Origin of the sequence: Acinetobacter sp. AG3, assembly GCF_022343575.1 — a bacterium.
Lineage (GTDB): Bacteria > Pseudomonadota > Gammaproteobacteria > Pseudomonadales > Moraxellaceae > Acinetobacter > Acinetobacter guillouiae.
This window is the reverse complement of the sequence record NZ_JAKQZD010000001.1, coordinates 1,302,428-1,325,523: the sequence shown is the minus strand read 5'-3', so window position 1 is coordinate 1,325,523 and position 23,096 is coordinate 1,302,428. Positions and strand designations below refer to the sequence as shown.

Annotated in this window: 22 protein-coding genes; 9 read left to right on the top strand and 13 right to left on the bottom strand. The window is 39.3% G+C overall.

The features are described 5' to 3' along the window. Positions 1-3: 3 nt before the first annotated feature. From rlmH to L3V46_RS06085, 4 genes are all read left to right on the top strand, one after another. Positions 4-486 carry a 23S rRNA (pseudouridine(1915)-N(3))-methyltransferase RlmH gene (gene rlmH / locus L3V46_RS06100; RefSeq protein ID WP_004717243.1) on the top strand — a complete coding sequence of 161 codons (483 nt, stop codon included), beginning with the start codon at positions 4-6 and terminating at the stop codon, positions 484-486. 126 nt (positions 487-612) lie between these two features. Next, positions 613-1,389, top strand: a complete 777-nt coding sequence (locus L3V46_RS06095; RefSeq protein WP_239045200.1) for a class III extradiol ring-cleavage dioxygenase — start codon at positions 613-615, stop codon at positions 1,387-1,389. 166 nt (positions 1,390-1,555) lie between these two features. Next, positions 1,556-2,326 carry an META and DUF4377 domain-containing protein gene (locus L3V46_RS06090; protein ID WP_004717248.1) on the top strand — a complete coding sequence of 257 codons (771 nt, stop codon included), beginning with the start codon at positions 1,556-1,558 and terminating at the stop codon, positions 2,324-2,326. A gap of 277 nt (positions 2,327-2,603) precedes the next feature. Continuing rightward, a complete protein-coding gene (locus tag L3V46_RS06085; protein ID WP_004823181.1) occupies positions 2,604-3,020 on the top strand; it encodes a DUF4377 domain-containing protein in 417 nt (138 codons plus the stop codon). A gap of 76 nt (positions 3,021-3,096) precedes the next feature. Here the strand turns inward: L3V46_RS06085 and gdhA are convergent, their stop codons facing one another. Continuing rightward, a complete protein-coding gene (gene gdhA, locus L3V46_RS06080) occupies positions 3,097-4,440 on the bottom strand; it encodes an NADP-specific glutamate dehydrogenase (RefSeq protein ID WP_004823182.1) in 1,344 nt (447 codons plus the stop codon). Between the two features lie 345 nt (positions 4,441-4,785). Here gdhA and L3V46_RS06075 point away from each other — a divergent pair, with 345 nt between their 5' ends. Next, positions 4,786-5,589 (top strand): RnfABCDGE type electron transport complex subunit B, encoded by an 804-nt coding sequence (locus L3V46_RS06075; RefSeq protein ID WP_004823183.1) that lies wholly within the window; start codon positions 4,786-4,788, stop codon positions 5,587-5,589. Continuing rightward, complete coding sequence (gene nth, locus L3V46_RS06070; RefSeq protein WP_034612511.1) at positions 5,586-6,263, top strand: endonuclease III; 678 nt, start codon at positions 5,586-5,588, stop codon at positions 6,261-6,263. The genes L3V46_RS06075 and nth overlap by 4 nt, the downstream gene beginning before the upstream one ends. A 118-nt stretch (positions 6,264-6,381) precedes the next feature. On the opposite strand, the gene L3V46_RS06065 is transcribed toward nth, so the two are convergent. The 5 genes from L3V46_RS06065 to L3V46_RS06045 form a co-directional block, all read right to left on the bottom strand. Further along, entirely contained in the window at positions 6,382-6,732 is a 351-nt protein-coding gene (locus L3V46_RS06065; protein WP_239045199.1) for an SH3 domain-containing protein, read from the bottom strand. Positions 6,733-6,920: 188 nt separating this feature from the next. Then, positions 6,921-7,136 carry a hypothetical protein gene (locus tag L3V46_RS06060; RefSeq protein WP_004823188.1) on the bottom strand — a complete coding sequence of 72 codons (216 nt, stop codon included), beginning with the start codon at positions 7,134-7,136 and terminating at the stop codon, positions 6,921-6,923. A 91-nt stretch (positions 7,137-7,227) separates the two neighbouring features. Then, positions 7,228-7,881, bottom strand: a complete 654-nt coding sequence (gene adk, locus L3V46_RS06055) for an adenylate kinase (protein ID WP_004717260.1) — start codon at positions 7,879-7,881, stop codon at positions 7,228-7,230. A gap of 83 nt (positions 7,882-7,964) precedes the next feature. Further along, on the bottom strand, positions 7,965-9,281 hold the full coding sequence (locus L3V46_RS06050; RefSeq protein ID WP_004717262.1) for a hypothetical protein: 1,317 nt from the start codon (positions 9,279-9,281) through the stop codon (positions 7,965-7,967). 61 nt (positions 9,282-9,342) lie between these two features. Further along, a complete protein-coding gene (locus tag L3V46_RS06045) occupies positions 9,343-9,882 on the bottom strand; it encodes a hypothetical protein (protein ID WP_004823189.1) in 540 nt (179 codons plus the stop codon). A 347-nt stretch (positions 9,883-10,229) separates the two neighbouring features. Between L3V46_RS06045 and mrdA the strand changes: the two genes are divergently transcribed. Both mrdA and rsmD read left to right on the top strand, forming a co-directional pair. Beyond that, entirely contained in the window at positions 10,230-12,299 is a 2,070-nt protein-coding gene (gene mrdA, locus L3V46_RS06040) for a penicillin-binding protein 2 (protein ID WP_239045198.1), read from the top strand. 4 nt (positions 12,300-12,303) lie between these two features. Continuing rightward, on the top strand, positions 12,304-12,852 hold the full coding sequence (gene rsmD, locus L3V46_RS06035) for a 16S rRNA (guanine(966)-N(2))-methyltransferase RsmD (RefSeq protein WP_035371214.1): 549 nt from the start codon (positions 12,304-12,306) through the stop codon (positions 12,850-12,852). Between the two features lie 162 nt (positions 12,853-13,014). Here the strand turns inward: rsmD and L3V46_RS06030 are convergent, their stop codons facing one another. Both L3V46_RS06030 and L3V46_RS06025 read right to left on the bottom strand, forming a co-directional pair. Next, entirely contained in the window at positions 13,015-13,215 is a 201-nt protein-coding gene (locus L3V46_RS06030; RefSeq protein WP_239045197.1) for a hypothetical protein, read from the bottom strand. A 137-nt stretch (positions 13,216-13,352) separates the two neighbouring features. After that, entirely contained in the window at positions 13,353-13,973 is a 621-nt protein-coding gene (locus L3V46_RS06025; protein ID WP_081407368.1) for a hypothetical protein, read from the bottom strand. A 375-nt stretch (positions 13,974-14,348) separates the two neighbouring features. On the opposite strand from L3V46_RS06025, the gene L3V46_RS06020 reads away from it, so the two are divergent. After that, positions 14,349-15,110 carry a 3-oxoacyl-ACP reductase gene (locus tag L3V46_RS06020; protein WP_239045196.1) on the top strand — a complete coding sequence of 254 codons (762 nt, stop codon included), beginning with the start codon at positions 14,349-14,351 and terminating at the stop codon, positions 15,108-15,110. A 149-nt stretch (positions 15,111-15,259) separates the two neighbouring features. Here L3V46_RS06020 and sucD read toward each other — a convergent pair whose 3' ends face one another. The 5 genes from sucD to L3V46_RS05995 all read right to left on the bottom strand — a co-directional run bounded on the left by sucD (position 15,260) and on the right by L3V46_RS05995 (position 23,043). Continuing rightward, positions 15,260-16,150 (bottom strand): succinate--CoA ligase subunit alpha, encoded by an 891-nt coding sequence (gene sucD, locus L3V46_RS06015; RefSeq protein WP_004717274.1) that lies wholly within the window; start codon positions 16,148-16,150, stop codon positions 15,260-15,262. 12 nt (positions 16,151-16,162) lie between these two features. Further along, the gene (gene sucC / locus L3V46_RS06010; RefSeq protein WP_004717276.1) at positions 16,163-17,329 is read right to left on the bottom strand and encodes an ADP-forming succinate--CoA ligase subunit beta; all 1,167 of its coding nucleotides are present in this window, start codon (positions 17,327-17,329) and stop codon (positions 16,163-16,165) included. Positions 17,330-17,497: 168 nt separating this feature from the next. After that, the gene (lpdA, locus tag L3V46_RS06005) at positions 17,498-18,931 is read right to left on the bottom strand and encodes a dihydrolipoyl dehydrogenase (protein WP_004717278.1); all 1,434 of its coding nucleotides are present in this window, start codon (positions 18,929-18,931) and stop codon (positions 17,498-17,500) included. 60 nt (positions 18,932-18,991) lie between these two features. Further along, complete coding sequence (odhB, locus tag L3V46_RS06000) at positions 18,992-20,206, bottom strand: 2-oxoglutarate dehydrogenase complex dihydrolipoyllysine-residue succinyltransferase (RefSeq protein WP_004717280.1); 1,215 nt, start codon at positions 20,204-20,206, stop codon at positions 18,992-18,994. Further along, positions 20,206-23,043, bottom strand: a complete 2,838-nt coding sequence (locus L3V46_RS05995; protein WP_004717282.1) for a 2-oxoglutarate dehydrogenase E1 component — start codon at positions 23,041-23,043, stop codon at positions 20,206-20,208. The genes odhB and L3V46_RS05995 overlap by 1 nt, the downstream gene beginning before the upstream one ends. Positions 23,044-23,096: the final 53 nt, after the last annotated feature.

Genomic DNA, 23,096 nt, shown 5'->3' with positions numbered 1-23,096 from the left:
AATATGAAAATCCGTATTCTGACCATTGGTCAAAAAATGCCTGCTTGGGTATTAACTGGTTTTGAGGATTACTTCAAAAGAATCCAACCTTTTGTACAGACGCAAATTATTGAACTCCCGATGGCAAAGCGTGGCAAAAATGATTCAGAAGCAGATATTTTAAAATATCGCCAAATTGAGGGTGATAGTATTCTCAGCCAACTGAAACACAATGAAGTATTGATTGCACTTGAAGTAGGCGGACGTGAATTTAGTACTGAAAAGCTGGCTGAAACCATGAAAGGCTGGATGCTTGAAGGTTATGATGTTGCACTGGCCATTGGCGGACCAGATGGGCATTCTGAAGCTGTGCGAAAAGCTGCTGCTTGGCACTGGTCACTGTCAAAACTGACTCTGCCCCATCCATTGGTTCGGGTTATGCTGATTGAACAACTTTATCGTGCGATGAGTATTAACCATAATCATCCGTATCATCGTGCTGGCTAGTCATATAATTGGGCAAAAGTTGCATTGTTGAAACAGTCTGTTGAAATAAAAGGCTTATTGAGAGCATACATTTTAGCTAGAATGGGCAATTCACGCTGTATTTAATGATCATTTAGGCACAAAGATATGAACTTACAAACACTCCCAGGTTTATTCATTTCACATGGCTCTCCCATGCTTGCGCTAGATCCTGAACAAGTCGGTCCTGCACTACATCGTCTTGGTCTAAATTTGCCAAAACCACAAGCCATCGTGGTGATGTCTGCCCACTGGGAAAGTGAGGCTTTAGAAGTCAATACAGGTGTACGCCCTGAAACATGGCATGACTTTCGTGGTTTTCCTCAAGCGCTGTATGAGATTCGCTATCCCGCACCAGGAAATCCTGAATTGGCGGAAGAAATTCTACATCTCTTGGCTGAAGCTCACCTCCCTGCACATGCAAATAGTACTCGACCTCGTGATCATGGTGTATGGATGCCTTTATTACATATGTATCCTGAGGCAGATATTCCAGTCATTGAAATTTCTTTACCGATGGATATGCATGCTGATCAAATCTACCAAATTGGTCAAGCACTTGCCCCACTCCGTGAAAAACAAATTTTATTGATTGGTTCAGGCAGTATCACTCACAATTTAAGAGAATTGTCATGGAACGGCAAAGATGGGAATGTTCCTGAATGGGCATCTACATTTAGAAATTATGTGGTGAGCAAACTCAACCATAGTAATTATGATGCGGTATTGGAATGGGATAGCATTCCTTATCTACAGAAAAATCACCCAACACTTGAGCACTTTGCGCCTCTTTTTTTCGCCATGGGTACAGGCCATCGCTTTAGTATTGTGCACAGTAGTTTTTCAATGGGTGCGCTAGGTATGGATATTTATCGTTTTGACTAAAGAACCTGATTGATCAAAATTCAGCAGAAATGATAACAATTTGTTAATTATTGTTTAACTTTTAGTTATATGGATACATATTGAAACCGAATTAATAAATTGTATCCATATCTTTTAGTGTTTCATGGTTTATCCTATGCATAGTTTTTTAAAACGTGAATAGAATATGAAATTCAAATATTTAGCATTAGCTGTACTTCCTTTAGCCCTAGCGGCTTGCCAATCTGGCGATATTCAAAAATTGGGTGATACCGCTGTGAAAGTATTACAACAACAAGGTAATGCAGAGCAAACATTAAATGCTTATCAATGGTCTTATCAACCAGCAGATACAAAACAACCCATCGTACTCAATTTTGCAGACCAACGTCTAAGTGTTGCGACTGGCTGTAACCGACTAATGACCAGTGCAAAAGTTGAAAACGGTTTATTAGTTACAGGCAATATTGCATCAACCAATATGATGTGTTCTCCTGAATTAATGAAACAAGAAAGTTTTGCTGCTGCATTGTTCCAATCAAATAAAACAGCATTTGTACTCGATACAGCAAACACTGAAAGCCCAACGCTGACTTTGGTAAACGCGACAGGTGGTAAAGTTGTATTTACAGGTAAAATGACACCTGAAACTAAATACCAAAGCCAAGGTGAAACAATTTTCTTAGAAATCAGCCCAGAAACTAAAGAATGTTCTGCTGGTGTAAGAAAAATGCAGTGTTTACAAGTACGCGAAATCAAATATGCTGACAATGGTGTAAAAACCCAAGTAGATAAAGATTGGACATATTTCTATGACCAAATCGAAGGCTTTACTCATAGCCCTGCTGAGCGCCAAGTGGTTCGTGTAAAACGTTATGAGATTAAAAACCCTGCTGCTGATCAGTCTAAATACGCTTATGTACAAGACATGATTATCGAACGTGAAACTGTAAAATAATTGTATAGAAAAGCTGAAGTTGAACTTCAGCTTTTCTTTGTTTAACTATTTATAAACATCTAGATTTAAATCAGTTTTATGTTTTTTCAGCCAGATAATCAAAATATTTCTATCTTAAACTTTGCATCTTTATTTTAATCGATGCAGAACATCTAATATTGAACAATAATTAAAAAAAGCAGTGAATATATTACACTCAATAATAGAAACTTAACAATCCATAGTGATTGCAGCAAAGCTCATTTTTTAATACAGCAAGATCGATAAAGGTAAAATCATGAATCACAAATTAAGCATTGCACTACTCTTACCATTGCTCGTCATGGCATGTAGCCAAGAATCCACAACTCAAAAAGTTCCAACGCCTGCATCTATAGAGACCCAAGTTTCAAATACAGCAACTCAACCACAAATTATTTTTTTAGAGGTCAGTCCTGAAACTCGACCTTGTACTGGTGTTGCACCACAAACCTGTCTTTTAGTCCGTGAATTAACATTGAGCGAAACTGGTCAAAAGAATTATACTGAGAAAGAAGCGAGTTATTTTTATGACTCTATTGACGGCTTTACCCATAATTCAAAGTCTACTCAAATTATTAAGGTCAAACGCACAGAAATTGCCAATCCTGCAGCTGATCAGTCTCAATACCAATATGAACTCGACTCAATTGTTGAAACCATTCCGAGCAAATAAGCTTGTCGCTGTTTTTAATTGCTCAGAAAAAAACCGATGCAAAAGCATCGGTTTTAAGTTCAAAATCAAACTGAAATTAGAACACGCCTTGCGCTAACATCGCATCGGCAACTTTGACAAAACCAGCAATATTTGCACCATTTACATAGTTCACTGTGCCATCTGCTTGAGTACCATACTTCACACAGTTACGGTGAATTTCTTTCATAATTGCATGTAGGCGCTCATCCACTTCTTCAAATGTCCACCCCAAACGAATCGAATTTTGTGACATTTCAAGACCAGAAGTGGCAACACCACCTGCATTTGACGCTTTACCTGGTGCATAAAGGATTTTTGCTTCTACAAATTTTTCTACAGCTTCTAGTGTTGAAGGCATATTGGCACCTTCAGCAACACAGATTACACCATTGGCAAGCAGTACATCTGCATCTTCTTCATTTAATTCATTTTGCGTTGCGCATGGCAATGCAATATCACACTGAATTGACCAAGGGCGTTGACCTTCTAAATATTCAAAACCGTGTTTTGAAGCAAACTCAGAAATACGTCCACGTTTTACGTTTTTAAGTTCCATCACTTCAGCAAGAAGCTCATTGGTAAAGCCATTTTTTACATGTACTGTACCGTTTGAGTCAGACAATGAAACCACTTTCGCACCTAAGTACATGGCTTTTTCTGCAGCAAACTGCGCCACATTGCCCGAACCTGAAATCACCACAATTTTATCTTTGAAGCTTTCACCACGAGTTTTTAGCATTTCTTCAGCAAAATAAACTGTACCAAAACCTGTTGCTTCTGGGCGAGCCAAAGAACCACCGAATGATGAACCTTTACCCGTAAATACACATGAAGTGTCATTACTGAGCTTTTTCATCATACCCGCCATGTAACCTACTTCACGACCACCCACACCAATATCCCCTGCTGGAATATCAGTATTAGAACCAAGGTGACGGTAAAGTTCGATGATTAATGCTTGGCAAAAACGCATGATCTCGCCGTCTGACTTGCCTTTCGGATCGAAATCAGAACCACCTTTACCACCGCCCATAGGCAGTGTGGTCAAGGCATTTTTAAACGTCTGCTCAAAACCTAAAAATTTTAAAATAGAGAGATTTACAGATGGGTGAAACCGCATGCCGCCTTTAAATGGACCAATAGCAGAATTATATTGAACACGAAAAGCACGGTTAACTTGAGTTTGACCCTTGTCATCTACCCATGAAACACGGAATTGAATCGCTCGTTCTGGCTCAACAAGACGTTCAAGCAAACCGTGCTCAGCATACTCTGGGTTTTTCTCAATAAATGGCCACAAACTGGTCATAACTTCTTCCACAGCTTGTAAAAACTCTGGTTGATTTGGATCACGTGCTTTAACGTAATTTAAAAAGTCATTCAGGCTATTATATTTCAACGCTCATTCCTCAGCAGAAAATGATACAAAAAAGGTCAACCCTTTTAATAAAATGATAAATTTTGGCGCAAAGTATTTAATCCCTTTTGTATATAATCCACAACCTTTTTTCAAATGTTTTTTCAAATAATATTTAAATTCAATATGATAATTTCTAATCACCCTCAAATAAAATGTCAATTTGTTGGCGTTTTTAACCAAAAAATATTCGATATTTTGATCTAAATTAGCGCATTTTTAGCGCCAAATTAGAGCAAAGATTTTCACTACAAAACATGCTAAAATTGCAAAATATTCTTCGCTTTTACCAAGCATTTGTTCATTTTTCTTTAAAGTTTTATTCACATGAATTCATCGCTTTCCTTCATTCAGCAAATAGATGCCATTTTGCCACAAACACAATGTGGACTCTGTGGTCACCGTGATGGGTGTCTACCTTATGCAAAATCTATTGTAGAAAAAGGCGAAGAAGCCAATAAATGTGTGCCAGGTGGGCAACCTGTTGCAGATGCGCTTGCGGATATACTCAATCGTAATAAACTCATTGCTGAACCAAGTGTCTGGCCAATTCAAAGCGATGGCCGTCCACAACGCATGAAAGCCATTATTCGTGAAGATGAATGTATTGGTTGTACCAAATGCATCAGTGCTTGCCCTGTAGATGCCATTATTGGTTCTGGAAAACTGATGCATACTGTACTTACAGATCTATGCACTGGCTGTGAACTATGCATTGCTCCCTGTCCAGTAGATTGCATTGATTTAGTTGAAGACATTCAGCCTATTCCAAATGACGAACAACGTCTCTTAGAACAAAATGACTTACGTGGTCGTTACTATGCACATATTCAACGTGAAGAAAAGCAACGCATCCATCGTAAAGGCCCTGTGGTTCGTGCAGAAATCGACACTGAACTCTTTGCACAAATAACACAGCAAAGTCAGGCTTTACCTACCATTGAAATCAACCAACCCACAATAAAAAATCCAATTGTTACAGATGCGAAAACCACCATTGAATTGGCTAAGCTGCGGACTCAAATTAAAAAACTAGAAAAACAATTGAGTGTTCGAGCAGATGAAAATAAGCAACATCAATTAAATGAATTGATTCAACAGTTATCTGTTTTGCAAGAGGATGCATCATGACTGTAAAGAATATGACCAAAAAGCAGATTCAGATTTTCTTTGAACGATTACGTGAGCAACGCCCAAATCCTAAAACAGAACTCAATTACTCAAACCCATTTGAGTTGCTTGTCGCCGTTACCTTATCGGCTCAAGCCACAGATGTAAGTGTCAACAAAGCCACTGATAAGTTATTCCCTGTCGCCAATACTCCTGAACAGATTTATGCATTGGGTGTAGACGGTTTAAAGCAATATATTAAAACCATTGGTTTATATAATGCCAAAGCTGAAAATGTGATTAAAGCTTGTAAGATTCTCATTGAGAAGCACAATAGCCAAGTTCCAGACAATCGTGCTGATTTAGAAGCTTTACCCGGTGTAGGTCGTAAAACTGCCAATGTTGTACTAAATACCGCCTTTGGTCAGCCTACAATGGCTGTAGATACGCATATCTTCCGTCTTGGCAATCGCACTGGACTGGCAGTAGGTAAAAACGTGCTTGAGGTCGAACATCGTTTAATTAAAGTGATTCCAAAAGAATTTATTATAGACTCGCATCATTGGTTAATTTTACATGGCCGTTACTGCTGTATTGCACGTAAACCCAAATGCAATGAATGTATTGTGTCAGATGTTTGTAATTGGCCTGATAAATATGAGTTTGGCGCTGCACGCGAAGTCAAAACAAAGTAACGAATAAACGAGAGATTTTAGCAAAGCATAATCATCGTTTAATTAAGATCATGCTTTGTCATTTTTCTGAGGAAGTTATTTTCTGAAGAAACAGCTAGCATCTTAAAATAGTTCTCAATCAAATCTGACTTAACACCTCTAAGGGCACCCAACCAGACTGATCATTAGATAATCTGCTACACCAAATCCAGCCATTTAGTTGTTCTTGTCCAAGCAATAGATCGCCATGATCAACATTGAGTTCTTTCGCTGTGTAATCTGCGATTGCATAGCCTTGATGCTTATTGATCCATTCAATGATTTGAGTAGGAACCCACCCCTCTAATCCATTGTCGACTGTGCAGAAATACCAATTGTCCCAATTCTCCGAGCCTTGATACTTTTCGCCTATGTTCAGCAAAGTCCCCTCTGAAAAATGAATAGGCTCTAAATATTCGCTACGATGTGCTGCTATGGCAATCAATTTCATTTGGACAGTCTTCTTATAATATGAATGCTGTGAATTTAGCATGTAGATGGATAATCAAAACACTTAGAATTAATTGTTTACACATCTCAATTATACAAATTCATCAGTTAAATTCATCAATTTGGAAGAATGAAGCGCGATGATAGATAAGGATTAATTTATCCTCTGCATGAATCTCCCTGTTTATTTTACTTTTTATTTTCCAAATCTTTCTTTAACTTTTCAAGCCGTTTCCACTCTTCAGCCACCTGTGGATGCACTTGGTAATTGCCTGATTTTCTCATTTCACGGCGTTGCTGAAGCTCTTCTTTTTGTGCTTTGCGTAGCAATTTAAAGCTCATATACAATAAGCCCAAAAGAAGCAATATACTCAAAATGACCAAGGCAATTAATACAAACTTCACTCTCTACGCCACTCTTGCAAAAAAAAAGAGACCTAATATGAATCAGGTCTCTGTTATTGTCAAAGCTTAAAAAAATGCTTTGAATGCGGTCTTATTTATCTAAAATCGCAAATAAATCTTTTTGGACATCTTCTATTGGACGTAAACCGTTCAATTTATTATAAGTCGGTGCATTTTCCCCAGAAGCTGCACGTCCTTGATAGAAACCAACAAGCTGTTCAGTTTCATTATGATAAGAGCCTAAACGCTTACGAATCGTTGCTTCTTCGTCATCTGGACGTTGCACAAGATCTTCGCCAGTTTCATCATCTTTACCTTCCACTTTCGGTGGGTTATAAATCGTGTGATAAACACGACCAGATGCTGGATGCTGACGACGACCAGAAAGACGTTTTACGATTTCTTCGTCTGGTACTTCAATTTCGATCACATGGTCAATGCTAATCCCTTCGTTCTCTAAAGCCTCAGCTTGAGGAATCGTACGTGGGAAACCATCGAAAATACAACCATTTACACAATCAGGTTGTGCAATACGTTCTTTCACTAAACCGATAATAAGCTCATCAGATACTAAACCACCTGATTCCATTACACTTTTAGCTTTAAGACCTAATTCAGTACCTTCACGAATTGCAGCACGGAGCATATCACCGGTTGAAATTTGTGGGACATTGTAGCGCTTACAGATCAACTGAGCTTGTGTACCTTTACCTGCTCCAGGTGGTCCGAGTAATATAATGCGCATAAAAAAACATCCTCATTTAAAACAATATGTATGATACCGTTTGCCATGACAAATTAAAACTTATCATCGTAATGGCATCAAATTTATAAGAAAGCCACAAATAAATGTATTAGACCAGCAAAAAATCCAGTCACACCACCGAGTACAATCAAAATCCATTCGTCTTCCTGAAATGCAGGACGTAACAGGTTTTGAAACTCTTTTGGGGTTAACTCTCTAATCCGCTCTTTAAACATCTGAAAAATTTTCTGTGCACGGCTCGCATTAAACGCAGGGTCGCAAACAGGCACCATCGTAATTTCAATTGACCGATCAATCAAGTCTGTCTTGAGTTTTGCATACTCTTTTAGTCCTAAAGACAATTGTAAAGAGGTCCGAACCAATGGAGTTTCCATAATTTCGTTAATATGACGCTTTACAATACGACGGGTTTTTTCTTTCTTAGGACCATACATCATTTCAGTCATGATTGATTTTAACGTAATCAAATCTTCAGTCACGACACTTGCAAAAACATCTGACACTTCTTCTTGGCGTTTCATAAACGCACCCTGAACATTATAAGTGCCAATTCTTGGAATAACAGGTTTAATCCATGGAAATTTTCGATCTTTTGTCCGTTCAAAAAATTGGGGATAGCGTACGTAATGTGGCTCTACTGGGTTGAAAACCATCCAGATTGCAATCCAGTTGGTTAAAAAGCCCCAAACGGCTGCAAAGAAAGGTACCGTCCAATGTTGTGGTACAAAGACATACACAAACATTTGGAAAATACCAAAGAAACTCCCGATTACAGCACTAATATGCCAAATAAAGTTAATTTCTTTTTGCCCAACTTTTAAAAACATACGGACCATCAAACGGCGATCGCCTTCCATTTGAGTCACGACCATATCCCGCATATTGACCAGTGACTCGACGTTCATGGTCAGTTCGGTCACGAGTTCTCTTAAGACACCCGGCAATTGTTTATGCGCTTGACCATAAATTCGACGTTTAATCGAATAAGGTAAATTTTCCCACAAAACAGCATTACGATCTAACATCACCTCATCAATCAAATGCTCAAGCTCAAAACCAACTTGTTCACCGATAATCCGAGCCATATCTTCAGGGTCCATTGCATCTAAAAATTCACGCAAAGAACCCAGTTTGGATAATGTATTGTCTGTGATGATGCCTGAAATTCGCCCAGCTTTGCGTGGCACAATCCCTTGCCAACCCACGGGTAAGGGACCAATATGAAACCCCCAAAACGTGATTGGATAAAATACCATTTTCAGTGCCATCCAAACGTGTGCCCACGTTACAAAGGCTGTCACTGGGATGATACTTAAAATGGCAAGATGATCAGGTCGAGCTGTAAAAGCGTGCCACAAACCATTAACGTATTCCAACATGCATGACTCTCGTATTTATTTCTATTTGCGGTCGAAGGATATGGATAAAATCATAAAAACTTTAGAACCCGACACTTAAGGTATAAGCAAATTGTATTTGTGGACGAGTTTCCAGGACCATATCTCCATTTTTATTATGAAGTTCACTACCTGCACCCATCCCCACACTAAATGTACTTATACGCTCTTTATTCAATAAAACATAAGATAAATCGGCACCACCACCATATTGGACTTCATCACTTCCGTCCACTTTTTTACTTTTAAGTGTTCCGCCATAGACCCCAAGATAGAATCCATTTTTATCTTTACCATTTAATACTACAGGAATTCTATAGCCGACTTGACCAGCAAATTCATGGTCGCCATTATAAAAAACACCTAATTTAGTATACGCAATTCCATAAGGATTTACCCATTCACCATTCGCATGGACCATCTGTTGCGTTACACCCGCACCGATATTCCATTTAGAAGCATCTTCAGGCTTAAACTTTGCCTCTGGTAAAATTCCCTTCATATCTGGCAAATAATCTTTAACATCAGCATGCGCGAAATTTCCGACAGCTACTAACATTAATAAGGGAAAGATTTTTTTCATTATTTTCTCCATTATCCCTAATCTTAACTTAGGTCGAATCTATTTATCCTTAAGGCTCGACTTTAACAGAATTATTTTGGCACTCATATACAAAACGCTATAAATTTAATGTCGCTAAGGTCAAATCCATATAGGCTCTATTGACAATTCCTCTATGTTTACAACGATGCATATTTTTCAGGTGAAATGTCAACGGACCTGTATAAGGCATAACAAATTTGTTGCAGAGACTGAGTTAAAATATATTTTGATGAGTTATTTGTGTTTTTTAATTTTTAAGACTCAATCTGGGGTAAAATGTTTGACCCCTAAATTCACCCATCTTTAAGTACTAAAGCCGACGACGTATGAAGCAGCAGTTTCCTCTAAAAAATGTCCAACAAGAAAAACGCATCTTTCGTAGTCGTGTCTTTTTTGCGATTGGTATTGTTTCATTTTTTATGTGCCTTCTGGTTGCACGTTATGCTTATCTGCAAATTTTCCATCACCAAGAATTTAGTGAAGCATCAGATAAAAACCGTATTCGACTCCAGCCTATCGCACCAGCACGTGGCTATATTTATGATCGTAATGGGATTTTACTGGCAGATAACTACCCTGTTTTTACTGCAACCCTCAGCAAAGCCGATGTCGAAGATATAGATGATACGGTTAAGCGTTTAATTCCAATTTTAAATCTGAATCAAGAAGATATTGACCGTTTTAACAGTCGGATTAAAGCCTCTAAAAAAACAGAACGAGTCACCTTAAAGCTAAACCTAACAGAACAAGATATTGCGCGCTTTAGTGAAGTCAAGTTTCAATTTCCGGGCGTTGATATCGAAACACAAATGACCCGCTATTATCCACATGGTGAGCTATTTGCCCATGTTATTGGCTATGTGGGTCGTATTAACGATAAAGAACTCAAAGCAATTGATAAAGATAGTTATGCTGGAACGAACCTGATCGGGAAAATTGGTGTAGAAAAATCCTATGAAGATTTACTGCATGGTGTTCCTGGTTATGAATCGATTGAAGCCGATGCACATGGTAATGTCTTACGTCATTTAGGCCGTAAAGAGTCGACTCGAGGCAATGATTTATATCTTTCACTCGATTATGGTCTGCAAACCATTGCAGCAGAACAGCTTAAAGATCGTCGTGGTGCAATCGTCGCAATTGACCCACGTACTGGTGAAATATTAGCACTGGTTTCAAGCCCAAGTTTTAATCCGAACTTATTTGTAACTGGTATTGGACATGCAGACTATACAGCCTTGCGTGACAACCTAGATCAACCGCTCTATAACCGTGCGGTCCAAGGAACTTACCCTCCCGGCTCTACCATTAAGCCGATGGAAGGCTTAGGCGGTATTCACTTTAAAACGGTGGATTGGGGAACTGCAATTTCCGATCCTGGCTATTTCCATTTACCCGGTGATTCACATAAATTCCGTGACTGGAAAAAGACTGGACATGGCTCAGTCAACTTACATAAATCCATTGTGGTTTCTTGTGATACTTACTTCTATATCTTGTCTTACCAGATGGGTATAGATCGCATGAATGAATGGATGCGCCAATTTGGTTTCGGTGAAAAAACCGGAGTAGATTTACCAAGCGAAAGTACAGGTCTATATCCAAGCCCTGAATGGAAAATGCGTACTCGAAAAAGCAAATGGCTTAAAGGTGAAACCATTTCTGTCAGTATCGGTCAAGGTGCGTTTACCGCGACTCCATTACAACTGGCGATGGCAACAGCAATTACCGCCAACCATGGTGCACATGTCACACCGCATGTATTACGTGAATCCAAAGGAGCAAAAAAGCATGAAGTACTCAATGCTCCGACAGGAAAAATCAACTTCAGTGGTACTGATGAAGACTGGATTAAAATGCGTGATGCAATGGTTGATGTTATTCAAACAGGTACAGGTCGTGGTATTCGTACACCAATGTACCAAATCGCAGGTAAAACCGGTACAGCACAGGTCAAGAGTATTGCCCAAGGCAAACGCTATAATGAAGCTGCACTTTCAGCACGCCAGTTAGACCACGGTTTATTTGTTGGCTTTGCACCTGCTGAAAACCCTGAAATTGCCATTGCTGTGATTTGGGAAAATGGTAAGCATGGTGGTTCTGCCGCCAAGATTGCTCGTCCTGTGTTTGATTACTGGTTGCTGACTCGCAAAAAGAATCCAATTGTACCGCTTAACCATCAAGTCAGTGGTGGCTTAATGACAGCAGGCATCAAACCGGGTGAACTGCCAAGTGGTGATGTTTCACTTGCAGCAGATCCAAATGCTTTGCCTAAACCGAAGCCAAATACACAGACCAATACGGCTAGCCAAAACCGTATACCAGCTCAAGGTCATAATACGACCACAGCTCAACCCACTCCTCCACCTGTACCTGAGGCTGATATCAGTGAATAATAAAGTGAAAAACCAATTACGTATTATTGGTGGAGAATGGAAACGTCGAGTTCTTCCTTTTGCTGATATCGATGGTTTACGTCCTACCCCTGATCGAGTGCGTGAAACATTGTTTAACTGGCTGATGTGGGATATTCAAAATGCCAAAGTCTTAGATCTTTGTGCTGGTTCTGGTGCTTTAGGATTTGAGGCACTTTCACGTGGTGCACGTCATGTCATCATGATTGAACCCAATGCCACGCAAGCTAAATTTTTAAAAGACAATATTCAGTTGCTTAAAGCTGAAAACTGTCAGCTGAAAATTCAAACAGCACAACAAGCCTTATCTAATTTAAATGAACAGTTTGATTTAATGTTTTTAGACCCACCCTATAGTTTAAATTTATGGGATGAATTGGCTCAAAAAGCGGATCAATACTTATCTGATCAAGCATTGATTTATGTAGAAGCAGATCGTGGCTTAAATCAACTGAATTTACCCTCAACATGGCAATTACAGAAACAAACCAAAGCTGGTGTAGTACAAGCAGGTTTATTTAAAAAAATAATCTAGGGTATTGCTCTCGTGTGGCATCCCCCTACAAAAAAGATAGTATTGCCTACACAAATATATTTAAACTTTCAATGCAAAGTGCGACAGTACCGCCCTACAAAAATAAAAATTAATTAAAAAAAATGGGCATACATTGCCCATTTTTATATTGAAAATAAAGAATTAACGCCCTTTCCAATTCCAGTCACGATCATTGCGATCTCGGTCATAACGACCATCACGACGCTGATCCCAGCGATGATCTGAATCATGTCGCTGATCATAACGACCATGACCGCCGCGATGACCATCATCAAATGGTGCAACAATACAGCCAGTTAATGAAATAGCAACCACACCCAACACAACAACTTTGTTTAACATGATGACTCACCTCTTCATCTCATTTTGTTTAAGTTAGTCTTTTAATGTGTAGTGCTAAACAAGCTTATGTTTCAAGTTGTAGTATTTCCACCATGATTTCTTCATGGTAATAAAAATGATCGATAAGATATTTATAGTTAATAGGTCAGCGTTCTAATCCAAAACAGACGCAATAATTGACCACGATCATAAGGAAAACTAGAGATGTATTCATAACCCACTTTGTTTAAAGCATTGATCTTAAATTCAATACCATAACCAAAAGAAAGATAAAGCTCACTTGACGCAGGATTATCATTTGAAGGATTGAGCAATGAGGTCTTTAATTGTTGTACATTATAAGCAGTATAATTAAACACACGAATACGCTCATTTTCATAAAATTTATTGGTTAAAATTGAATAATCTGCCAATTCATGCTCATGCTGTTCTGCTAACTTTTTTTGCAATTGATCTTGTTCAAAAAAAATATCATTTCGCTCAGTGATCATTTCAGTATTACTTAGGCTATTTTCTTGATTTTCAATTTTAAATAATTGCTCATCTTGCAATTGATCTGGTTGTCCTAATAATTCATCTTGATATTCTACAACTTGATTTTGTGCCTCTTCTGGCATAAGTGCCAGATCATCATAAGCATAAACATTTGAATTTATAAAAAATATATACATGACCATTAAATTGAGCAGGTAAATTGGTCGCATGTTTGGGCTAATCAATTCATCATTTTTATCGGAGTTATACCAATCAAAAAACAAGATGGTTGTCTCCTCTATTTGTTTATAAGTAATTTAAATGATCCGTCTAATTGTAGCCTACATATAGATCAAAATGGCTGAAGCACATCCAATATCAAATGTGCTTTGTTTGAATTATAAATAATATGATCAATATGTTAAACCAATCAACCATCATTCTGAGCCATCATTTCATCGATAGGATTTAAAAAGTTTAATTATTTGAATATTCATATGTAATTAATGCACTAAGATGCTTAAATTCCTCTAGAAGTTTTTTATATTTTTAATTTTGCATCGGTGCAATTGATAAACTTTGTAACTCATCTCTCAATCGAAGAGTCTGATCAATAAAAGTGCTAAAATTAAATTGATATCAAATGAGTTGATTTGAACATGGAAATACGAGATCAAATTATTTTAGTGACTGGTGGCGCACGTGGTTTAGGACTTGCAATTACCCATGCTTTGATTCGTGAAGGCGCAAGAGTTGTGGTGAATTATTTCAATAGTGAAGAATCCGCTCAACAACTTGCCAAGGAACATGCCGAACAGGTTTTTATTTACAAAGCAGATGTAACTAATGCAGATCAAGTCAACACGATGTTTAAAAAAGCAAAACTGCATTATGGACATGCAATCACCTCAGTGATTAATAATGCGCTATTGGCATTTAAATTTGATGGTGATCTACGTCCAAAAGTTGAAACGTTGAGCTGGCACAGTATGCAACAGCAATTGGACAGTGCAGTTAAAGCCGCTTTAAACACCACCCAAGCTGCATTAGAAGATATGAAAAAAGATCATTTTGGTCGAATCATCAATATTGGAACCAATCTTGTGCAGAATCCTGTGGTTCCCTATCATGATTATACTGCGGCTAAAGCAGCACTTTTGGCCTTTACCCGCACAACGTCACACGATTTAGGTCAGTATGGCATTAATGTAAATATGCTTTCAGGTGGTCTATTACGCAAGACTGATGCCAGCAGTGCAACACCTGATCAAGTGTTTGATTTGATCGCTGCCTCTACGCCCTTGCAAGAAGTCACCACACCTGAGCAGTTTGCAGATGCCGTGCTGATGTTTTTATCACCGTGGTCACGCGCTGTAACAGGACAAAATTTGATTGTGGATGGTGGTTTAGTCAAAGGCTAATCACAGATCACCCATCTTATATAAATCTCCTTTATCTTGATCACAAGATTAAACACTAACCATCAAGAAGCGACAACCAATACTCTACAACCAATAAAAATGGGAGCCGATTGGCTCCCATTTTTTAGCTTAAAAATTTAAACTTTGAATTAAACTAAGCCTTTCTTTTTTAAGACATCAAACATAGTTGAACCAAGTTCAGCTGGGCTACGCGTATATGCCATACCCGCTTTTTCAAATGCAGCAAACTTCTCTTCAGCAGTACCTTTACCGCCAGAGATAATCGCTCCTGCGTGCCCCATACGCTTACCTTTAGGCGCTGTTACACCCGCAATATAACCAACAACAGGTTTAGTCACATTAGATTGAATATACTCAGCAGCTTCTTCTTCCGCACTACCACCAATTTCACCAATCATGATGATTGCTTCTGTTTGTGGGTCTTCTTGGAAAAGTTTTAAGCAGTCAATTTGGTTCATACCCGGAATTGGGTCACCACCGATACCAATACACGTAGACTGACCTAAACCAAGCTTAGTCGTTTGAGCAACTGCTTCATAAGTCAATGTACCAGAACGAGAAATGATCCCGATTTTACCTGGTTGATGGATATGGCCTGGCATAATTCCAATTTTACATTCGCCCGGTGTAATAATACCTGGGCAGTTTGGACCGATTAAACGTGCATTATTACCATAAGTTTCAAGGTAACGTTTCGCTTTTAACATGTCTAAGGTTGGAACACCTTCGGTGATCACCACGATTAACTCAATACCAGAATCGACTGCTTCAACAATTGAATCCAGTACAAATGGTGCAGGCACATAAATTGATGTTGCATTTGCACCCGTTTCTTTTACTGCTTCACGCATTGTATTGAAAACAGGTAGACCAATATGAGTTTGACCACCTTTACCCGGTGTTACCCCACCAACTACTTTTGTACCGTATGCAATTGATTGCTCAGAATGGAATGTACCATTCTTACCTGTAAAGCCTTGTACCAATACTTTTGTGTCTTTATTAACTAATACGCTCATGATTGATACTCCTTACGCTTTCACAGCAGCAACAACTTTTTCTGCAGCATCAGCTAAGCCGTTCGCAGAAATTAATTTTAGACCTGATTCATCAAGTAATTTAGCACCTAATTCTGCATTGTTCCCTTCTAAACGAACAACTACAGGTACGGTTACATTTACTTCTTGAACCGCTGCAATAATCGCTTCAGCAATCATGTCACAACGTACGATACCACCAAAAATATTGATCAATACACCTTGTACAGATGAATCTGAAAGAATAATTTTAAATGCTTCAATGACGCGATCTTTAGTCGCACCGCCACCAACATCAAGGAAGTTTGCTGGCTGACCACCATACAGTTTGATGATGTCCATTGTTGCCATCGCAAGACCAGCACCATTCACCATACAACCAATATTACCTTCTAAAGCAACATAGTTAAGGTCAAATTCAGATGCTTTTAACTCACGCTCATTTTCTTGAGATTTATCACGCATCGCTGCAATTTCAGGCAAACGATAAAGTGCATTTGAGTCAATACCGACTTTGGCATCTACACATAAGATTTCGCCATTTTCACGAACTGAAAGTGGGTTAATTTCAAATAGTGCAAAGTCATTTTCAACAAATGCTTTGTACGCGCCTGTCATGATGGTTACAAATTGGCTGATTTGCTTATCTTTTAAACCCAATTGGAAGCCAACATCACGCGCTTGGAATGGCAGTAAACCAACCAATGGATCTACTTCGACTTTAATAATTTTTTCAGGTGTTTCTTCAGCAACTTTTTCAATTTCTACACCACCCTCTGTAGACGCCATGAATGTCACACGACGACTAGAACGGTCAACCACTGCACCTAAATACAATTCACGTTCTACAGGATAAACATCTTCACAAACAAGGATACTATTTACCGGCTGACCATTGGCATCCGTCTGATACGTGACTAAACGAGTACCTAATAGGCTTTTTGCATATTCAGCTGCTTCTTCTTTTGACTTAACAACTTTTACGCCACCCGCTTTACCACGACCACCTGCATGGACTTGGGCCTTCATCACAGCGAATTTGCCACTAATTTGCTCAAAGGCAGCAGATGCTTCTTCGGGCGTAGTGATTAAAATGCCTTCTTGAACTGGCATACCATATTTTTTTAACAGCGTTTTCGCTTGATACTCATGTAGATTCATGTTTTACCTTTTACTACTTTTCACATTGTTATGACACACCAATAATTAGACTTCCATCGCAATAACTATCGGCATTTATTAAAGTTTGTTCTTTTATTTTTAGATGATTATTCAATTAAAAACAACCATCAAAAGTAAAAAGAGCGGTCGAAACCGCTCTTTTTTGTGTTATTTACGTTTACGCTGAATCGCGTGAATCGCACGCCCATCAACAGCAAGCGCTGCTTCATGAACGACTTCAGAATAAGTTGGGTGACCGAAAGTCATCAATTGTAAATCTTCAACTGAAGATACAAATTCAAGTGCAATCATACCTTGGTGAACAATATCAGAAGCACCTGGACCAATGATATGCATACCCAATAAACGATCAGTTTTTGCATCTGCAACAAACTTCACAAATCCAGCAGATTCATTGGCAGCTAAAGCACGACCATTGACAGCAAATGGGAATTGACCGGTTTTAACGTCGTGACCTTTCTCTTTAGCTTGCTCTTCAGTCAAACCTACCCACGCAGCTTCAGGGTGTGTATAAATCACTGAAATAATAGTGTCATAATTCACTTGAGCAGCATGACCATGCATACGCTCAACTGCCATTACACCTTCTTCCATTGCTTTATGCGCAAGCATTGGACCACGTACCAAGTCACCAATTGCATATACACCGTCAACAGACGTTGCACACCAATCGTTCACTTCAACCAAACCACGTTCAGTTAATTTAATGCCTGAATCTTCAGCCAATAAACCTTCTGCATAGGCTTTACGGCCAACACAAACGATTAATTTATCAAAAGTTTGAGTTTTATCTTCGCCTGCTTGGTTATATTGAACAGTCACTTCACGACCATTCACTTCAGTACCTGAAACTTTAGCGCCAATACGAATATCTAAACCTTGTTTTGTTAAAAGTTTTTGATAATCTTTTGCCAACGCTTTATCCGCCATTGGTAAGAATGCATCTAATGCTTCAAACACAACAACTTCAGAGCCAAGACGACGCCATACTGAACCAAGTTCTAGTCCAATTACGCCTGCACCAATTACACCTAAACGTTTAGGCACTTCTTGGAATTCTAACGCACCTGTTGAATCAACGATAAGGTCTTCATCAACTTTTGCTACAGGAATATTTACAGGTACAGAACCAGTTGCAAGAATTACGAATTTAGGTTCTAAAACTTGAACATCGCCACCTTCTAATGGTGTGAATTCAACTTTTTTACCAGCAAGTAATTTACCTGTACCTTGTAACCACTCGATACCATTGCCTTTCAGCAATTGAGCAACACCGCCAGTTAAGTTATCTACAACTTTGTCTTTACGAGCAAGAAGCTTTTGAAGATCAAGTTGGACATTTTCAACTGTAATACCGTGAACATCTAAGCCATGAAGAGTGTCTTCATAGTGATGAGAAGAATCCAAAAGTGCTTTAGAAGGAATACAACCTACGTTTAAGCAAGTACCACCTAAAGATGGCTTACCTTTGTGTACACGTTTTTCGATACACGCAACTTTGAAACCAAGTTGAGCAGCACGAATTGCCGCTTCATAACCACCTGGCCCACCGCCGATTACCACTAAATCAAACTGAGACATGCTTATCTCCAAAAACGAGTTTAAAGGATCACTCTAAACTCGTGTTGTTATTCTAAAGAATTAAAGGTCAAGGATTAGTTTAGCTGGCTCTTCAAGTAACTCTTTAACAGTTACCAAGAAACCTACTGCTTCTTTACCATCAATCATACGATGGTCATAAGAAAGCGCTAAGTACATCATTGGAAGAATTTCAACTTGACCATTTACAGCCATAGGACGCTCTTGGATTTTGTGCATACCTAAAATAGCAGTTTGTGGTTGGTTCAAAATAGGTGTTGAAAGTAATGAACCGAAAGTACCACCGTTGGTAATTGTGAAAGTACCACCAGTCATATCTTCAATTGCTAATTTACCTTCACGTGCTTTTGCAGCATATGCACCAATACCTGATTCAACTTCAGCATAGTTCATACGGTCAGTATTACGTAATACTGGAACCACTAAACCACGATCAGAAGAAACCGCAACACCGATATCATAGTAACCATGATAAACAATATCATCACCGTCGATTGAAGCATTTACCGCAGGATAGCGTTTAAGTGCTTCAGTTACAGCTTTAACGAAGAATGACATAAAGCCTAAACGTGCACCATGACGTTTTTCGAAAGCATCTTTATATTGCTTACGCATTTCCATCACAGGTTTCATGTTAACTTCGTTAAACGTAGTCAACATCGCAGTTTGCTGTGTAGCAGCAAGAAGACGTTCAGCAACACGCTTACGTAAACGTGTCATTGGAACACGTTTCTCGATACGCTCACCAACAGCAACGCTTAATGGTGTTACAGCTGCAGCAGCTGGTTTAGTTTGATGATTTGCAACATCTTCTTTAGTGATACGACCACCACGACCAGTACCATCTACATCCGCAGCAGCAATACCTGTTTCAGTTAAAGCTTTACGCACTGCAGGTGCTTGATCTTGTACTTGAGCACGTTCAACAACAGGTGCATTACCCGCTTGAGTTTGTGCCGCAGCTTGTTCTACTTTCTCTTCAGATTGAACTGCTTGAGTTTGAGTAGCGCCAGAAACAGCACCTTCTTCAAATGTCGCAATAACTTCAGAAGAAAGAACTGTGTCACCTTCATTTTTGATGATCGCAGAGATAGTACCATCAGCAGGAGCAACAACTTCTAAAACAACTTTATCCGTTTCAATATCACAGATGACTTCATCACGTGATACCGCTTCACCTGGTTGTTTGTGCCAAGTTGCAATTGTTCCGTCAGCAACTGACTCTGGGAACACCGGTGCTTTAATTTCGGTTGCCATTATTTAGATTCTCCTGATTGTTCAGCTACGATCGCAAGTGCGTCATTCACGAGCTGAGCTTGTTGTTTTGCATGCAAATATGGTGAGCCACATGCAGGTGCAGCTGAAGCTTCACGTCCTGCATAGCTAATTTGAACTTGTAGAGCAGACTTCATTACACCTTCGTATAAACGAGGAGCAATGAATAACCATGCGCCTTGGTTCTTCGGTTCTTCTTGACACCAAACAAGTTCTTTTATGTTTGGATATGTCGCAAGCACTTCAGCAAGACGTTTTTCTGGGTATGGGTACAATTGTTCAACACGTACTACCGCAATGTTCAAGTTTTCTTCACGACGTTTTTCAAGTAAGTCGTAATAAACTTTACCACCACAAAGTACAACACGTGTTACATCTTGTTTGTTGATTTGATCCACTTCATCAATCACAGTCTGGAATGTACCAGTTGCAAGCTCTTCCAAAGTTGAAGTTGCAAGTTTATGACGAAGCAATGACTTCGGTGAAGTCACGATCATTGGCTTACGAATCGGGCGAATTGCCTGACGACGCATTGCATGGAAAATCTGTGCAGGTGTCGTTGGTGTAATCACTTGCATGTTTTCTTCAGCACATAACTGTAAGAAACGCTCAAGACGTGCAGATGAATGCTCTGGACCTTGACCTTCATAACCATGTGGAAGAAGTAATGTTAAACCACACACACGTTCCCATTTGGTTTCACCAGATGAGATGAACTGATCAATAACCACTTGGGCACAGTTTGCAAAGTCACCGAACTGAGCTTCCCAGATTACCAAGCTTTTTGGCAATGTTGTTGCATAACCATATTCAAATGCTAGCACAGCCATTTCTGACAATAATGAGTCATAAATTGCAGTACGTGGCTGGTTTTCTTTGATATGACACAGTGGAATATAAACCGAACCATCAACTTGGTTATGTAGCTTGGCATGACGGTGTGAGAATGTACCACGACCAACATCTTCACCAGTCAAACGCACCAAGAAACCATCATCAAGGATAGAAGCATAAGCTAAAGTTTCTGCTGCACCCCAGTTTAATGGCATTTCACCAGTTTGCATTTTCAAACGTTCATCGATCACTTTAGATACTTGGCGTTGCATCACGAAACCTTCTGGTAATTCGCGCATTTTTGTACCAATTTCTTTTAAGCGTTCGATTGGGAAAGTCGTATCCCAAACATCTGTATATTCATGGCCTAGATACGGTTTCCAGTCCACAAACATTTTATCATTTGGTTCAAGCACTAAAGCATTGGCAACATGGTTACCTGCTTCAAGATCTTCACGATATTTTTCAACTAAAGCATCTGCATCAGAACGATCTAATACTTTTTCTTGTACCAATTGATCCGCATAAAGCGTACGTGTAGTCGCTTTTTTATTGATCACTTGATACATCATTGGTTGTGTTGCTGCTGGCTCATCTGCTTCGTTATGACCACGACGACGATAACAGAACATGTCAATCACAACATCTTTACGGAATGTATGACGGAAATCATGTGCCAATTGCGCAACAAACAATACAGATTCTGGGTCATCACCATTGACATGGAAAATTGGCGCCTGAATCATTTTTGCAATGTCAGTACAGTATTCTGTAGAACGTGCATCACGTGGATCAGATGTAGTAAAACCAACTTGGTTGTTGACTACGATATGAACCGTACCACCTACGGTATAACCACGCGTTTGTGACATTTGGAAGGTTTCTTGGTTGACACCTTGACCAGCAAATGCAGCATCACCATGTACGATTACAGGCAATACGTCATCACCACCAATGTCTTTACGACGTACTTGGCGTGCACGGACTGAACCTTCAACCACAGGACCAACAATTTCTAAATGCGATGGGTTAAATGCCAAAGCCAAGTGAACTTCACCACCAGGTGTCATCACATTTGATGAGAAACCTTGGTGATACTTAACGTCACCTGAACCTTTTTTAGCTAAAGTTTTACCTTCAAACTCACCAAACAAATCAGCTGGGTTTTTACCCATGATGTTCACAAGTAAGTTTAAACGACCACGGTGTGGCATCCCAATTACGACTTCTTTACAACCTACAGAACCTGCACGTTGAATAAGTTCGTTTACCATTGGAATGAAAGATTCACCACCCTCTACACCAAAACGCTTCGCACCAACATACTTATTACCGAGGAATTTTTCTAAGCCTTCAGCAGCAGTTAAACGTTCAAGTACGTGTTTCTTTTGATCCGCCGAGAAACCGAACTGACCGCGTGCACCTTCAAGACGTTGTTGAATCCAGCGTTTTTCTTTGGTGTCAACAATGTGCATATATTCAGCACCAATAGAAGCACAGTATGTTGCCTCCATTGCGCTAACCATCTCACCTAAAGTTGCTTCAGTTTTACCAATCGCCAAATTTCCAGCATTGAAAACTGTATCTAGGTCAGACTTGGTTAAACCATGTGCAGCGAGATCTAAATCTGGCACATCTTCACGTTTAGCCAAACCTAGTGGATCAAGCTTCGCTTTTTGATGACCACGGTTACGGTATGCTGCAATCAGTTGCAAAACACCGATTTGACGACGTTCATGCTCAGTACTTACTTCACTTTGCACAACAGGCTGAACACGACTTGAATTACGACCTAATAATAAGAATTGCTCACGAATGTTTCCGTGTGGTTGGTCACCTTTAGGGAATTTATCGAAATATTGACGCCAATCCTCACCTACTGAGGTTGGAGAAGAAAGGTACTGTTCGTAAAGCTCTTCAATATACGCTGCACTATCAGCGGAAAGTTCAGTATCAAGACGCAATGCGTCAGCAACTTCTTGCATTTGTGGACCCATTTCCTATTGCAAAAACATTAGAGGGTGCTTTTTAAGCACTC

Excerpts from the sequence above, each read along its gene's own strand:
- rlmH (WP_004717243.1), top strand. The coding sequence starts at position 4 with ATGAAAATCCGTATTCTGACCATTGGTCAAAAAATGCCTGCTTGGGTA.
- L3V46_RS06095 (WP_239045200.1), top strand. The coding sequence starts at position 613 with ATGAACTTACAAACACTCCCAGGTTTATTCATTTCACATGGCTCTCCC.
- L3V46_RS06090 (WP_004717248.1), top strand. The coding sequence starts at position 1,556 with ATGAAATTCAAATATTTAGCATTAGCTGTACTTCCTTTAGCCCTAGCG.
- L3V46_RS06085 (WP_004823181.1), top strand. The coding sequence starts at position 2,604 with ATGAATCACAAATTAAGCATTGCACTACTCTTACCATTGCTCGTCATG.
- L3V46_RS06075 (WP_004823183.1), top strand. The coding sequence starts at position 4,786 with ATGAATTCATCGCTTTCCTTCATTCAGCAAATAGATGCCATTTTGCCA.
- nth (WP_034612511.1), top strand. The coding sequence starts at position 5,586 with ATGACTGTAAAGAATATGACCAAAAAGCAGATTCAGATTTTCTTTGAA.
- L3V46_RS06065 (WP_239045199.1), bottom strand. The coding sequence starts at position 6,732 with ATGAAATTGATTGCCATAGCAGCACATCGTAGCGAATATTTAGAGCCT.
- adk (WP_004717260.1), bottom strand. The coding sequence starts at position 7,881 with ATGCGCATTATATTACTCGGACCACCTGGAGCAGGTAAAGGTACACAA.
- L3V46_RS06050 (WP_004717262.1), bottom strand. The coding sequence starts at position 9,281 with ATGTTGGAATACGTTAATGGTTTGTGGCACGCTTTTACAGCTCGACCT.
- L3V46_RS06045 (WP_004823189.1), bottom strand. The coding sequence starts at position 9,882 with ATGAAAAAAATCTTTCCCTTATTAATGTTAGTAGCTGTCGGAAATTTC.
- mrdA (WP_239045198.1), top strand. The coding sequence starts at position 10,230 with ATGAAGCAGCAGTTTCCTCTAAAAAATGTCCAACAAGAAAAACGCATC.
- L3V46_RS06030 (WP_239045197.1), bottom strand. The coding sequence starts at position 13,215 with ATGTTAAACAAAGTTGTTGTGTTGGGTGTGGTTGCTATTTCATTAACT.
- L3V46_RS06020 (WP_239045196.1), top strand. The coding sequence starts at position 14,349 with ATGGAAATACGAGATCAAATTATTTTAGTGACTGGTGGCGCACGTGGT.
- sucD (WP_004717274.1), bottom strand. The coding sequence starts at position 16,150 with ATGAGCGTATTAGTTAATAAAGACACAAAAGTATTGGTACAAGGCTTT.
- sucC (WP_004717276.1), bottom strand. The coding sequence starts at position 17,329 with ATGAATCTACATGAGTATCAAGCGAAAACGCTGTTAAAAAAATATGGT.
- lpdA (WP_004717278.1), bottom strand. The coding sequence starts at position 18,931 with ATGTCTCAGTTTGATTTAGTGGTAATCGGCGGTGGGCCAGGTGGTTAT.
- odhB (WP_004717280.1), bottom strand. The coding sequence starts at position 20,206 with ATGGCAACCGAAATTAAAGCACCGGTGTTCCCAGAGTCAGTTGCTGAC.
- L3V46_RS05995 (WP_004717282.1), bottom strand. The coding sequence starts at position 23,043 with ATGCAAGAAGTTGCTGACGCATTGCGTCTTGATACTGAACTTTCCGCT.